This window comes from Rhodococcus sp. OK611, from assembly GCF_003050885.1.
GTDB lineage: Bacteria > Actinomycetota > Actinomycetes > Mycobacteriales > Mycobacteriaceae > Rhodococcus_G > Rhodococcus_G oryzae.
On sequence record NZ_QAOZ01000011.1, the window covers coordinates 40972 to 54537 of the forward strand.

General features: G+C 69.5%; 12 protein-coding genes. 3 read left to right on the plus strand and 9 right to left on the minus strand.

Translation table 11 applies throughout. The features are described from left to right. Positions 1-29: 29 nt before the first annotated feature. The 9 genes from mraY to C8K38_RS14960 form a co-directional block, all read right to left on the minus strand. Positions 30-1109: a phospho-N-acetylmuramoyl-pentapeptide-transferase gene (gene mraY / locus C8K38_RS14920; RefSeq protein ID WP_097212177.1), complete on the minus strand. Its 1080-nt coding sequence runs from the start codon at positions 1107-1109 to the stop codon at positions 30-32. Continuing rightward, on the minus strand, positions 1106-2653 hold the full coding sequence (locus C8K38_RS14925; RefSeq protein ID WP_097212176.1) for a UDP-N-acetylmuramoyl-tripeptide--D-alanyl-D-alanine ligase: 1548 nt from the start codon (positions 2651-2653) through the stop codon (positions 1106-1108). Before C8K38_RS14925 ends, mraY begins: the two co-directional genes overlap by 4 nt. Continuing rightward, positions 2650-4461 carry a Mur ligase family protein gene (gene murE, locus C8K38_RS14930; RefSeq protein ID WP_375124836.1) on the minus strand — a complete coding sequence of 604 codons (1812 nt, stop codon included), beginning with the start codon at positions 4459-4461 and terminating at the stop codon, positions 2650-2652. Before murE ends, C8K38_RS14925 begins: the two co-directional genes overlap by 4 nt. A gap of 149 nt (positions 4462-4610) precedes the next feature. Continuing rightward, a complete protein-coding gene (locus C8K38_RS14935; RefSeq protein WP_257017496.1) occupies positions 4611-6482 on the minus strand; it encodes a peptidoglycan D,D-transpeptidase FtsI family protein in 1872 nt (623 codons plus the stop codon). After that, entirely contained in the window at positions 6479-7219 is a 741-nt protein-coding gene (locus C8K38_RS14940) for a hypothetical protein (protein WP_257017495.1), read from the minus strand. Before C8K38_RS14940 ends, C8K38_RS14935 begins: the two co-directional genes overlap by 4 nt. Next, a complete protein-coding gene (gene rsmH, locus C8K38_RS14945) occupies positions 7216-8232 on the minus strand; it encodes a 16S rRNA (cytosine(1402)-N(4))-methyltransferase RsmH (protein WP_097212172.1) in 1017 nt (338 codons plus the stop codon). Before rsmH ends, C8K38_RS14940 begins: the two co-directional genes overlap by 4 nt. 169 nt (positions 8233-8401) lie before the next feature. After that, on the minus strand, positions 8402-8833 hold the full coding sequence (gene mraZ, locus C8K38_RS14950; RefSeq protein WP_027502251.1) for a division/cell wall cluster transcriptional repressor MraZ: 432 nt from the start codon (positions 8831-8833) through the stop codon (positions 8402-8404). 428 nt (positions 8834-9261) lie between these two features. After that, entirely contained in the window at positions 9262-9690 is a 429-nt protein-coding gene (locus tag C8K38_RS14955) for a DUF3040 domain-containing protein (RefSeq protein ID WP_097212171.1), read from the minus strand. A 166-nt stretch (positions 9691-9856) separates the two neighbouring features. Beyond that, positions 9857-10354, minus strand: a complete 498-nt coding sequence (locus tag C8K38_RS14960; RefSeq protein ID WP_179800572.1) for an SAV_6107 family HEPN domain-containing protein — start codon at positions 10352-10354, stop codon at positions 9857-9859. A 172-nt stretch (positions 10355-10526) separates the two neighbouring features. Between C8K38_RS14960 and C8K38_RS14965 the strand changes: the two genes are divergently transcribed. From C8K38_RS14965 to C8K38_RS14975, 3 genes are read left to right on the plus strand one after another with little or no spacing between them, the layout of a single operon-like run. After that, positions 10527-11171 (plus strand): GNAT family N-acetyltransferase, encoded by a 645-nt coding sequence (locus tag C8K38_RS14965; RefSeq protein WP_097212170.1) that lies wholly within the window; start codon positions 10527-10529, stop codon positions 11169-11171. A 9-nt stretch (positions 11172-11180) separates the two neighbouring features. Next, complete coding sequence (locus tag C8K38_RS14970; protein ID WP_097212169.1) at positions 11181-12758, plus strand: phytoene desaturase family protein; 1578 nt, start codon at positions 11181-11183, stop codon at positions 12756-12758. Positions 12759-12815: 57 nt separating this feature from the next. Next, positions 12816-13514, plus strand: a complete 699-nt coding sequence (locus tag C8K38_RS14975) for an LppM family (lipo)protein (protein ID WP_097212168.1) — start codon at positions 12816-12818, stop codon at positions 13512-13514. Positions 13515-13566 lie beyond the last annotated feature (52 nt).

Below are 13566 nucleotides of genomic sequence, written 5' to 3' on the forward strand. Positions count from 1 at the left end.
AGGAACTGCGGCGCTGTGGAGTGACAAGCTCAGCCTCCGATGTCGGCGAGGTACTCGCTGTAGAACAGCGCGAGTCCGATGGCCGAGGCGATCGCGGCGAGCAACCAGAATCTGATGATCACCGTGGTTTCCGCCCACCCGGCCAACTCGAAGTGATGATGGAACGGCGCCATCCGGAACACCCGCCGCCTGCTCGATCGGAACACCGCGACCTGCACGACCACCGAGGTCGCCTCGGCGACGAACAGCGCTCCGACGACCACCATCAGCAGCTCGGTGCGGGTGACGATGGACAGCCCGGCGAGCAGGCCACCGAGGGCGAGCGAGCCGGTGTCGCCCATGAAGATCTTCGCGGGCGCCGCGTTCCACCACAGGAAGCCGATGCACGCGCCTGCCGCCGCGGCACAGATCAGCGCCAGGTCCAGCGGGTCGCGGACGTCGTAGCAGCCCGTGACCGGATCGCGCTCGCACGAGTTGCGGTACTGCCAGAAGGTGATGATCGTGTAGGCGCCGAGCACCAGGGTCATCGAGCCTGCCGCGAGACCGTCGAGCCCGTCGGTCAGGTTCACGGCGTTCGACCAGGCGCTGACCAGCAGGTAGCAGAACAGGATGAACACCACCGAGCCCATCGACACCGTGGCGATGTCTCGGACATAGGACAGGTTCGTGCTGCCCGGTGTCAGGCCGGTCGCGCCGGGGAACTGCAGCGCCAGGATTCCGAACAGGACAGCCGCGATCAGCTGACCGACCAGCTTCGCGGTCTTGTTCAGCCCGAGGTTGCGCTGCTTGCGGATCTTGATGAAGTCGTCGAGGAAGCCGACACCGCCGAGCATGGTCGTCAATCCGAGGACCAGGAGCGCGGAGGCGCTCGGGCCGTCCGCGTCGTAGCCGATCCCGATCAGGTGCGAGCCCCAGTAGCCGGCCCACAGGCCGGCGATGATCGCGACGCCGCCCATGGTGGGGGTGCCGCGCTTGGACTGATGGCTGGCCGGACCCTCGACCCGGATCTCCTGACCGAAGCCCTGGCGCGAGAACGCCTTGATCAGGACGGGGGTGAGCAGGATCGCCACGGCGAGCGCGATACCTCCCGCGAAGAGGATCTGTCTCACTGGTCTTCCTCCGTGTTAGTCCGCTGCTCGCCCTGCGGGCCCTCCAGCAGTGTGTCCGCCACCGCCCACAATCCGACCGACTGTGAGGCCTTGACCAAGACGATGTCATCGCCTGCCAGTTCCGCCTCGAGCACGGCGAGCGCGGCCGCCTGGTCGGGGACCACGATCGACTCCTCGCCCCATGAACCCTCCATGACCGCGCCCTGGTGCATCGCGCGGGACGGCCTGCCGGTGCCGACCACGATCAGCCTGCTGACGTCCAGTCGTACGGCCAGCCGCCCGATGGCGTCGTGCTCGATCACTGATTCTGGTCCGAGTTCGGCCATTTCCCCGAGCACTGCCCAGGTACGGCGCGGCGCGCCCTCACCCGAACGTCCCATCGACACCAGGGCCTTGAGCGCCGCGCGCATCGAATCGGGGTTGGCGTTGTACGAATCGTTGATCACCGTGACGCCGTCGGCTCGGTGCCGCACGTCCATCCGGCGTACCGACGCGGCCGTCGCGGCGCCGAGTGCCGTGGCGATCTGGGCGACGGTGGCTCCGCATTCCAGTGCCACCGCGGCCGCGGCCAGCGCGTTGCCGATCTGGTGCTCACCGTGCACGCCGAGCTGGATCTGTACCGTCGCGACGTCGCCCTCGTGGGCGGAACCCACCGGGTAGCGGCACTCCAATGTGAAGGAGGGGCGGGCCTCCGCATCGAGGTGCACGTCCACGGCCCGCACGTCCGCACGCTCGGACTGACCGACCAGCACCACCCGGGCGCGGGTCCGCTCCGCCATCGCCACGACGAGCGGGTCGTCGGCGTTGAGCACCGCGACCCCGCCGTCCTCCGCCGCGGGCAGCGCCTCGGCGAGCTCGCCCTTGGCCTGCGCGATCGCGTCGCGGGAACCGAACTCACCGAGGTGCGCGGTGCCGACGTTGAGGATGACACCGATCCGCGGCGGGACCGTCTCCGCCAGCGCGGCCACGTGACCGGTGCCCCGCGCGGAGAGCTCGAGGACCAGGAAGTCGGTGTCCGCATCTGCGCGCAGCGCCGTCCAGGGATGCCCGAGCTCGTTGTTGAACGATCCGGGCGGTGCGACCACCGAACCGAGCGGGGTGAGCACCGCCGCCAGCAGATCCTTGGTCGAGGTCTTGCCCGACGACCCGGTGACCCCGACAACCGTCAGGCCTCGCGCCGCCAGGTCATCGGTGCTCGTCCTGGCCAGGGCGGCCAGTGCCTCGAGCACCGCTGCCCCGGAGCCGTCGGTGTCGTGTTCGAGGGCCATCGCGTTGGTCTGCGCGGGCGGCAACGGAGCCACCACGATCGCGGGCACGCCGACCGGGCGGGCGGCGAGCACCGCCACCGCCCCGGAGGCGACGGCCGCGGCCGCATGGTCGTGCCCGTCCACACGGGCGCCGGGCAGCGCGAGGAACAGTCCCCCGGCAGTGACCTTGCGGGAGTCGAACTCCACGGTGCCGGTCACCATGGTGTCGGGATCGGGCACATCGTGCAGCGTGCCGCCGACGATCTCGGCGATCCGGGCCAGGCTCATCGGGATCATCGGACCTGCCCTTCGTCGCTACGGCCGACCGCGTCTATCGCAGCGGCGAGGACCTCGCGGTCGTCGAATGGGTGCTTCACCCCGTTGATCTCCTGTCCGATCTCGTGTCCCTTGCCCGCGACGAGGACCATGTCCCCCGGCTCGGCCCAGCGGACGGCGTCGGCGATGGCCTCCGCTCGGTCCGCGAACTCGCGGACCTCCGCGCGCGCCGCCTCGGGCACGCCGAGCGCGCCCTCGCGGACCGCCGCGCGGATCGCGGCCGGGTCCTCGCTGCGCGGGTTGTCGTCCGTGATGATCACCAGGTCTGCTCCCCTGGCGCTCACCTCGCCCATCATCGGCCTCTTGCCCTGGTCGCGGTCGCCGCCTGCTCCGACCACCACGGCCAGCCGGCCCGCCGACTGTCCGCGCAGTGTCGCGATGACCGCCTCCAGCGCGGCCGGCTTGTGCGCGTAGTCGACGACCGCCAGGAAATCCTGTCCGCGGTCGACCCGTTGCACCCGACCCGGCACGTCAACCGACCCGATGCCCGCGGCGGCCCGCTCCGGGTCGACGCCTGCCGCGGCCAGTGTCGCAAGGGCCAGCAACGCGTTGGCCACGTTGTAGTGGCCGGGCAGGCGCAGCGCGACCGGCAGCGACCCGGTGGGTCCGTGCGCGATGAACCGCTGCGAACCGTCCTCGGCCGCGACGACCTCGGAGGCGGTCCAGTCCGCTCCGCCGGTGGTGATCGAGACAGTCGTCGGTGGCGCCTCGGCTGCGGATTCTGGCGGCACCGCCGCCGCGGATTCTGGCAGCACCGCCGCCGCGGATTCTGGCAGCACCGCCGCCGCGGATTCTGGCAGCACCGCCGCCGCGGATTCTGGCAGCACCGCCGCCGTGGATTCTGGCGGCACCGCCGCCGCGGCGATCTCCGCCATCCGGCTGCCCCACTCGTCGTCGACGCACACCACGGCGCGGCGGGCCCGAACGGTGGAGTCCCTGGCGAACAGCCTGGACTTGGCCGCGAAATAGTCGTCGAGTCCGTCGTGGAAGTCCAGGTGATCCTGGGAGAGGTTGGTGAACGCGCCGATCGCGAAGTCGGTTCCGTCCACCCGGCCGAGCGAGAGCGCGTGGCTCGAGACCTCCATCACCACGGTGTCGAGCCCGCGCTCGAGCATCACCGCGAAGAGCGCGTGCAGCTGCGGCGCCTCGGGGGTGGTCAGGGCACTCGGCACGCGGCGCCCCTCGATCCGGGTCTCGATGGTCCCGACCAGCCCGGCCCTGCGACCGGACGCGGTCAGACCGGCCTCGACCAGGTACGCGGTGGTCGTCTTGCCCGAGGTGCCGGTGATCCCGATGACCTGCAACCGATCCGCGGGCCGCCCGTAGACGGTGGCCGAGACCTCACCGAGGACCGATCTCGGATCCGGGTGCACCAGCACCGGCAGCGCGGTCGCCGGGGCGAGCGCCGCCAGCGTGGCCATGCCCGCGGGATCGGTCAGCACGGCGACCGCACCTCGTTCGAGGGCGGACGCGGCGAACTCGGCTCCGTGCGCACGGGCTCCGGGCAGTGCGGCGAACAGGTCACCCGGCTCGATGCTCTGGGCGCGTAGCTCGACCCCCGTCACGGAGATGGGGGCGTCGCCCGCGGACTCCGCGGTCGCAGCGGTCGCAGCGGTTCCTGCGACCCATTGGACCCGCGCGCCGATCAGCTCGGCCAGCGCGGTCACCGGCGTCTGCGGTGGGTGTTCGGGGCGCAGGTCGCCAGGCACGGAGCCTGCGGGGCCTGCCACCTCTCCCGTCGAGTGCTGCGGAGTGTTCGTCCCTTGCACGGGCAGGTGGCTCCTCTCGGGTTCGGATCGGTGGCTGGGCTGCTGGCCGACGTGTCAGGTTACCGGCGAACTGTCACAGACTGGACTCGGTCATCGACTTCGCCGTCGACAACGCGGTGTGGTCGGCCCCGCGGCCCGCTCGCCGACAGTCAGTCGGCCTGGAGCACCAATTGTCGTCCGGGATCGGCGGACAGCGGGACCCGGTCCCGCTGCAGCATCCAGGAGGCGATGTTGTGGAACAGCGGCGCAGCGGACTGGCCACCCGAACCGTCGGCGCTGCGGACAGGGGCGTCGAGCATGATGCCGACCACAAACCGCGGGTTGTCCGACGGGGCGATCCCCGCGAAGGTAATCCAATAATTCGAGTTCGAGTAGCACTTGCAGGCGGGATCCACCTGCTGCGCGGTGCCGGTCTTGCCGCTGATCTGGTAGCCCTCGACAGCCGCGGGTGCGCCGGTGCCCTGCTGGTATCCCATGGGATCGCGCTGGGTGACCGAACGGAACATGTCCCGCACCGTCGTCGCGGTCTGCGCGCTGACCACCTGGATGCCCTCCGGGCGCTCGGTCTCGGACCGGTTCCCGTCCGCGTCGATCGTCGCGCGGACGACCCGTGGCGGGATCCGGACCCCGTCGTTCGCCATCGCCTGGTACATGCCTGTCATCTGCAGCAGCGTCATCGACAGGCCCTGACCGATGGGCAGGTTGGCGAAGGTGCCGCCCGACCACTGGTCGCGGCTGGGGACGTCGCCCGCGCTCTCGCCCGGCAGACCGACGTCGGTGCGCTGCCCGAGTCCGAAGCGGGTCAGCATGTCCGCGAAGCGGTCCTCCCCCACTCGCTGCGCGAGCATCAGCGTGCCGACGTTGGAGGACTTCCCGAAGACTCCGGTCGAGGTGTACGGCGCGACGCCGTGCGACCAGGCGTCCTTCACCGACACGCCGGACATCTGGATCGAGCCCGGAACCTGGAGCACCTCATCGGGTTTGGTGAGCCCGTACTCGATCGCCGCGGCCGCGGTGACGATCTTGTTCACCGAACCGGGTTCGAACGGCGTGCTCACCGGCAGGTTGCCCAGCTCGGCCTTGCCGCTGTTGCCGAGCCCAAGCGACGGGTTGAAGGTGTTGTCATTCGACATCGCGAGCACCTCGCCGGTGTGCGCGTCGAGGACCACCGCGGAGGCGTTCTTCGCGCCGGAGAGGTTCTTGGCCTGCTGCACCTGCTGCTGCACGTAATACTGGAGATCCGAGTCGATGGTGAGCTCCACGGTCGAGCCGTCGACCGCCGGCTGCTTGTCGCGCCAGCTGCCGGGGATGACGGCGCCGTCCGAGCCCTGGTCGTAGGTCTGGGAGCCGTCGGTGCCCGCGAGGGTGGAGTCGAGCGAATCCTCCAGCCCGAGCAGACCGTGACCGTCCCAACCGGTCGCCCCCACCAGGTTCGCGGCGAGCGAGCCACCGGGGTACTCACGGATGTCCTGGCGCTCGAGGCCGATCTCCGGGAAGTCCTCGCTGAGCTTCGCGGCCACGGCCGGGTCGACACTGCGGGCCAGGTAGACGAAGGTCTCGTTGCTCTTGAGCTGGGCGAGCACGTCCTTCTTCGGCGCCGAGTCACCGAGCTTGGCGTTGACGCCCTTGGCGATGGCCTCGAGCCGCTCGTCGACCGTCGGCGCCTTCTCACTCTTCGCGCGCGCGGCCTCGAGCTCCTTGCGCACCTTGGTCGGCTGGAAGGTCAGCGCCTTCGCCTCCATCGTGAAGGAGATGGGGTTGCCACGGCGATCGGTGATCGAGCCCCTGGTCGCAGGGTCGATCACGGTGACCGACCGCTGATTCGCGGCCTCGGCCGAGAGCTTGGGAGCCTCGATGCCCTGGATCCAGAGCAGCTGCACCGAGGCGACCCCGAGCGCGATGAACATGGTGACGCGGCCCGTCCTGTACCGGAACCGGAACGAGGAGGTGTCGTCCTGGCGGGCACCGCGTCGAACCGGCGCACGACGCGGTGCGGGTGCGGGCGCGGTACCTCGGGTCACCCGCGACCGCCCGCGTTACCTGCCTGTCCGGTGTCCGGGGTGGGCCTGCTCATGGGTACCAATTGTTCACCCTGTGCCTGCAGCTGCGGCTGATTGGCCGCCAACGGCGCGCCGGGACGGGGCGCGGTCGTTGTCGGGGCTGCCGGCCGGGTGGTCGGCACCGGGGCCGCGGTGTTGCCGGTCCGCGGCGCCGCGCTCGACTGAGCGGGCGGCTGGGGGTTCAGCGGCGCCGCAGGCGCACCCTGCGCCGGGGTCGGCTTGCCGACGATGTCCACCGTGCCGTCCGGGTTCACGACGAGCCGGGCGACGTCCTTCGCGGGGATCATGCCGAGCTCGGTCGCCTTGCGGGCCAGCTCCGGAGCGGAGTTGCCCTCCCGGACGTCGCGCTCGAGCGCGGAGCGCTGCTCCATCAGGTCCTGGTTGTGTGCCTTGGCCGCACTGAGCTCATAGGAGTCCTCCGCGGCCCGGGTGGTCAGCACCAGGGTCAGCGCCAGCCCCACGGACAACATGCCGATGATGGTGGCGACGAACGGGATTCGCGCCGTGAAGTGGCCGCGGCGACGGTCCGCCGCCTCTCCGACGGGCTGGATCGCGGCACGCTGCTGCCGACGCTCGTATGCGCGCTGCGCGGCGGTGGAACGCTTGCCCGCGGCCACCGCGGCGCGACCGCGCCCCCTTGGCCTGACGACACCGGCATCAGTGGATCGAGAACCGCCCGGCCTCACGGGAACTGTCATGCCGTCACCCTCCTGGAAATCCGTTCGGCACTACGCAATCGGACCGGGGCCGACCGCGGGTTTTCCTCTATCTCCTGCTCGCTCGCCCGTTCCGCCCCACGGGTGAGCAATGCGAACTCCGCACCCATGCCCGGCAGCTCCATCGGGAGCCCCTCCGGACTGCGGGACTTGGTGCGGGGTGTCAGTTCCTGCTTGACGATTCGGTCCTCCAGCGACTGGTAGGACATGAAGACCACGCGCCCGCCGATCGCCAGTGCATCGAGCGCAGCCGGGATCGCCGCGCGTAGCGAATCGAGCTCTCCGTTGACTTCCACCCGAAGAGCCTGGAAGGTCCGCTTCGCGGGGTGGCCACCGGTGCGCCGCGTGGCCGCGGGAATCGAGGCGTACAGCACCTCGACCAACTGCGCACTGGTGGTAAACGGCTCGATCTGCCTGCGGCGCAATATCTCTGATGCGATCCGGCCGGCGAAGCGCTCCTCGCCGTATGTACTGAGCACCCTGGCGAGATCGCCATGGCTGTAGGTGTTGAGCACGTCGGCCGCGGTCAATCCCTTGGTGGGGTCCATCCGCATGTCGAGCGGCGCGTCCACCGAGTAGGCGAAGCCTCGCTCGGCCTCGTCCAGCTGCATCGACGAGACACCGAGGTCGAAGAGGATTGCGTGCACCGACTCCACCGGCGGCAGTCCCGCCTGCTCGAGCGCTGGGACGATTCCGTCATACCTGGTGTGCACCAACGTGACTCGGTCACCGAACGGCGCCAGCCGCTTGCCGGCGATCTCGAGAGCGTTGGGATCGCGATCGAGTCCGATCAGGTGCAGACCCGGGTAGGTCCGCAGGAAGTGTTCGGAGTGGCCGCCGAGGCCGAGTGTCGCGTCGATCATCACCGCGCCCGCGGCGTCCGGCGAAACCGCCGTCAGCGCCGGGCCGAGCAGTTCGTCCGCGCGACCGAGCAGTACCGGGACGTGCCCGAACTCGCCGGTGGAGGCGGGGCCGTTTGCCTCATCGTCCACCATTGCTGCCTCCGGGTCTTGAGTGCTTCGGGAATTTCCGATCGCGAAGGGGGAAGAGTGGCGAATGCCTCGAGGTCCCTGTCCGATTGACCGAACCTGGCGCTGGGGAAGTGCGTCAGGGTCGGCGTTCGGGCAGAGGCCTCGCGGCACTCGCCGTACGGCTCTGGCTGGGCTAGAAGATCTCGCCCAGTGACTCGGCTCTGGCTTGTGAGTAGCTCTCTTCGTGCTCCTCGAGGTAGCTCTGCCACGCCTGCGCGTCCCAGATCTCGAGGAAATCGACCGATCCGATCACCACACACTCCTTCGACAACCCCGCGTAACGGCGGTGGTCGGCGGAGAGGGTGATCCGTCCCTGGGCGTCGGGATGCTGCTCGTCGGTGCCTGCCGCCAGGCCGCGCACAAAGGCGCGGGCCTCGGGATTGCTGCGTGATGCTGCGGCGGCTCGGCGTGCGAGAGCGGCAAACTCTTCTCGGGGATACACCGCGAGGCTGTGGTCCTGCCCTTTCGTGACCATCAACCCTCCCGCCAGTGCATCTCGAAACTTCGCGGGCAACGTCAGCCGCCCCTTGTCGTCGAGCTTCGGCGTGTAGGTACCGAGAAACATCTCGACACCTCCACCCTGCGTCCGATTCGAACGTCCTAGGCCCTTGCGGTCCGTCTGCACGTTCCGCTGCGCACCACGTTACCCCACTTTCCTCCACTTTCAATGCCAATTTAGGGTTCCACGCCCGCAATCTGCATCAAAAGACCAGTTCACAGCGGTGGTGCGATGTGGGGAAAAACTGTGCGATCTTCCCCACTGCCGGGGCGTCACAGCGAGGTACGCCACCACCTCATACTGAAATCCCAGGTCAGACGGATGCGGCGAGACATCCACACCGAGCTCGACCGGCCCGGGGAGGAATGTGGGGGAAGGTGGGGATCCGTGGCGACACCATCGACAGCCAACGCAAAAGCGGCGTGACACCTGGGTGTCACGCCGCTCCGCTGTTGCCTGCCGCCTGGACTCTTGCCTCCGCGACGGCGTTTCGGCTACTCCTGTTCGAATCTCCGCTTGAACCGGTCTTCCATACGCGAGGAGAATCCCCCACTGCTGCCGCCCTTGCGGCCGTCAGCGCGCTTGCCTGCGACCGACCCCTTCGTGGGCCTGCCGGGCTCGTCAGGCACTGCCGAGAGGCCCTTCTTCGATCCCCGCATGAGGAACAGAACCCCGGCTCCAAACATCACTACGAAACCGAGCAGGCTGATGATCGGGAAACCGCCCGGCTTGAACGGGAGCGCGACGCCCGCGACCAAGAGGACGAGTCCGAGAAAGAAGAGAGCTCCAGCCTGAAGTCGACGCTTGCTCGAAGCCGCACGCATACGGCCTCCCCTCACGGAGGAAGCAAATTTCGGATCTTCGGCGTAAAGCGCGCTCTCGATCTGATCGAGCATCCGCTGCTCGTGCTCGGAGAGTGGCACGGTACCTCCCCCGGCACTAAAGGTGGCGACCGATCCGTTGGTACGAAGCGGCGGGTTTCCGACGTTGGCGGCTACCTGTCGTCAATGATACGAGTACACGTGGCGACGTACCACCTAGTCCATCGACGAGATGCCAACTTATTTCGCTGGCACCGCAGATCCCCTGCTAGGCAGACCTCCCCACCAAGGTGTGCGGCGCGCCATCGAGGTGTTTGTCGCCACCGAGATGATCCTCGACCGCGGTGAGGAATCGAGAGACCTCACGGTGGAAATCATCGGCCTCGCCGAGCGTGATCGTGCGCGAGATGCCGGCCTCGATGGCCGCGCGGGTGGCCGAGTACCCGGCGAAGAACTCCGACCACCCCGCGAGTGACGGTTCCGCGCGCGCGAGCAGCACCCAGGCGCTACGCGATCCGGTGCGTGGCCGTTGCTCACCCCCGAGCGCGGCCCCGGCACCGCGGAGCGCGGCGAGGTACGCGGAGCGGAACCGTTCGGACGCGTCCCGCGCACCCGCCGCCTCGGCCAGCAGCGAGTCCGCGCGATCGAGCAGCGCCCGCGCGCGGCGCGACACCGGGGCCTCCACCCGCGACACCGTGTGTCGTGCCGATGACGCCGGAGCCCCCACCCGGAGGGCCGCCGCTGCCTGAACTGCCTGACTTGCCATCTTCCGAACACCTCCTGCGCAACCACGCCACCCGCCGGTACGACCGGTCAGGCCTTAGGGTCGGAATCCGGCGAAGCCCGCTTCCCTCGCGCTTCGCCGGATTGCCGACATCGAACATTCGTTCGACATATTCAATATAGCTGCCCCCACCGACACGTCGTCAAGAGAGAGGGTGAGTCCGGTCGGTATCAACACGACACCGCTGCTGGTCGAGCTGTCCGCGCAGGAACTACGGCGCCGGATGGCCGAGGCGCTTGCCATCTACGTCGAGGCCATGGACTACCCGAAGGGGACCGAGTTCCACCGGGCCCCGATGTGGACCGAACACACCCATCGACCCGGCTGGCACGCGGTCGCCGCGGTCCTCCCCGACGACGCCGACGATCCCGGCTCGGGCGAGGGCACCATGGTCGGCATCGCCTACGGCTACCGGGGCGCCCCGCACCAGTGGTGGCACCAGCAGGTGCGCGAGGGGATGCACCGTTCCGGCGCCGACGAACGGCGGATCCATGAGGTCCTCGGCGACTACTTCGAGCTGACCGAACTCCATGTGGCACGTGCCGCACAGGGACACCGCACCGGCGAGGCGTTGCTCCGCAGGCTCCTCGAAGACCGGCAGGAGAGTCACGTACTGCTGTCCACCCCCGAAGTCGACGACGAGGACAACCGCGCCTGGCGTCTCTATCGCAGGCTCGGATTCACCGATGTGGTGCGGCATTTCACCTTCACCGGGGACAACAGGCCGTTCGCGGTGTTGGGGCGCCTGCTGCCGCTCGCCGCCGAAGGGACCGAGAACGCGCACTCCCCCAGCCGATAGCCTGGACAGATGATCGACGCGGTGGTGGTGGGATCCGGACACAATGCGCTGGTGTCGGCGTGCTACCTCGCCCGGTCCGGCTGGTCGGTCGAGGTGCTCGAGCGCGACACCGTGGTGGGCGGCGCGGTGTCCACCGTCGAACGGTTCCCCGGCCATCAGGTGGACCGCGGTTCGTCCGCGCACATCATGATCCGGCACACCGGCATCATCGAGGACCTCGACCTCGCCTCGCACGGACTGCGTTATCTCGACTGCGACCCTTGGGCATTCGCGCCCGCGCCGCCCGAGTCCGGCAGGCCGGGCATCGTCTTCCACCGCAGCCTCGAACGGACCTGCGCCTCCATCGCCGAGTCCTGCGGGGCCGCCGACGCGAGGGCATACCGAGAGTTCGTCGACACCTGGGGTCCGCGCACCGCGGGCGTGATGCGGGCGTTCGCCGGGCCGCCGACCGGTGGGAGGCTGGCCCGCTCGTTCGGCACCCTGGATCGGGGCGCTGGCGCCGCGGCGTTCTCACGGGAGTTCCTCGCCTCCGGGGACAGCTTGCTGGACAACTACTTCGACAGCGAGCGCCTCAAGGCGGCTCTTGCCTGGTTCGGCGCGCAGTCGGGTCCACCGATGTCCGAGCCAGGCACCGCCCCGATGGTCGGGTTCGCGGCACTGATGCACACCCTGCCGCCGGGCCGGGCGGTCGGCGGCAGCGGCGCCCTCACCCGGGCCCTGGCGTCGCGACTGGCCGCGGACGGTGGATCGGTGCGACTCGGCGACGCGGTGACCGAGCTGCGCCGCACGCCGAAGGGCTGGACGGTACGCACCGCCCATGGCCACGAGGTCCAGGCCAGGACGGTGGTGGCCGGCTGCCACATCCTGAACACCCTCGACCTGCTCGAGCGCGGCGGCCACGACCGGACGCAACTGGACGGGTGGCGCCGCCGGATCCGGGTCGGGCCGGGGATCGGCATGGTGGTCCGCCTCGGAACCGATTCGCTCCCCTGCTATCCCAGCGCCCCGGCGGGCGAGACCGTCACCTCCGGGCTTCAGCTACTGGTCTCCGATCGCGCGCAGCTGAGGCTCGCGCACGGCGCGGCGCTGGCGGGCGAGCTGCCGCCCGTCCCCGCGGTCCTCGCGATGAGTTTCAGCGGGATCGACCCGAGCCTGACCCCCGCGGGCGAGCATCAGGCGACGTTGTGGTCGCAGTGGCATCCCTACTCACTCACCGGCGGACGCGACTGGGCGGACCTCGCCGAATCCGAGGGTGACCGGATCGTCGCCGAGATCGAGCGGCTGGCACCGGGATTCACGGACTCGGTGCGCCACCGGCTGGTGCAGACCCCCGCGGACCTCGAGTCCGAGATGGGGTTGATCGGTGGCAACGTGATGCACGTCGAGATGTCGCTGGACCAGATGTTCATGTGGCGGCCCCTGCCGGAACTGTCGGGACACCGGGTGCCCGGCGCGAAGGGGCTGTACCTGACCGGCGCGTCCACCCACCCGGGCGGCGGAGTGTCCGGGTCGAGTGGGCGCAGCGCCGCGCGGATCGCGTTGTCCGACGCCCGGTTCGGAGGCTTGCGCCGGGCGCTGCGCCGATGAGCGGGCCGGGAGCCACCGGATCCGCCACGCCGCGTACCCCTACCGCCTGACACCTGCATGGCTGCCTGGCACGATAACGCTGTGCAGCAGCCCCACTCCGATGTCCGAAGTCGATCCCGCGTCCGACTGTTCGCCCTCTCCCTGCTCCTCCTGATCTGCATCCCGGTGCTCAGCGGGTGCCTTCGGGTCCAGGCGTCACTCGGCGTCTCACCCGACGACCGGGTGTCGGGACAGATCGTCGCCGCGACGGTTCCCGCGGACGACAACGACAAGGGCCCTGAGCTGATCCCGCCGGATTCGTTGATCTCGAAGGTCCGGGTTCAGGCGTACAAGCAGGACGGATACGTCGGTAGTCAGGCCTTCTTCAGTGACCTGACCTTCGGCGAGGTGCAGCAGCTCGGGGCGATGTCCAGTCAGACCGGCAGCTCCATCCAGCTGGACTTCCGGCGCAACGGCGACGTCGTGGTCCTGGAGGGCAAGGCGGACCTCAAATCGGTGCCCGACGGCAGCGACGTCCAGTTCAGCGTCGCCTTCCCCGCGCGGGTGAACACCACCAACGGAACCCGCGACGCCGACTCCATCGTGACCTGGAAGCTGCCGCCCGGCGAGGTGAGCACGCTCCGCGCCGAGACCCGATACGCCGACCCGAGCACCCGCGGCTTCGCCGGCTGGGCGGGTATCGTCGCGGGCGTCACGCTTGGCGTCGCGCTCGTGGTCGGCGCGATGGCGTACTTCAGCAGGCACCCGAGGCGCTGACGCACGGTGCGCGTGTTGCACCCCGGGTGGGGCGCGACACGCGCACGGGCGC

Bases quoted from the DNA above. Each gene is read 5' to 3' on its own strand.
- C8K38_RS14960 (WP_179800572.1), bottom strand. From the start codon at position 10,354: ATGGCAAGTCAGGCAGTTCAGGCAGCGGCGGCCCTCCGGGTGGGGGCT.
- mraZ (WP_027502251.1), bottom strand. From the start codon at position 8,833: ATGTTTCTCGGTACCTACACGCCGAAGCTCGACGACAAGGGGCGGCTG.
- C8K38_RS14925 (WP_097212176.1), bottom strand. From the start codon at position 2,653: ATGATCCCGATGAGCCTGGCCCGGATCGCCGAGATCGTCGGCGGCACG.
- C8K38_RS14975 (WP_097212168.1), top strand. From the start codon at position 12,816: ATGGCTGCCTGGCACGATAACGCTGTGCAGCAGCCCCACTCCGATGTC.
- C8K38_RS14970 (WP_097212169.1), top strand. From the start codon at position 11,181: ATGATCGACGCGGTGGTGGTGGGATCCGGACACAATGCGCTGGTGTCG.
- C8K38_RS14940 (WP_257017495.1), bottom strand. From the start codon at position 7,219: ATGACAGTTCCCGTGAGGCCGGGCGGTTCTCGATCCACTGATGCCGGT.
- rsmH (WP_097212172.1), bottom strand. From the start codon at position 8,232: ATGGTGGACGATGAGGCAAACGGCCCCGCCTCCACCGGCGAGTTCGGG.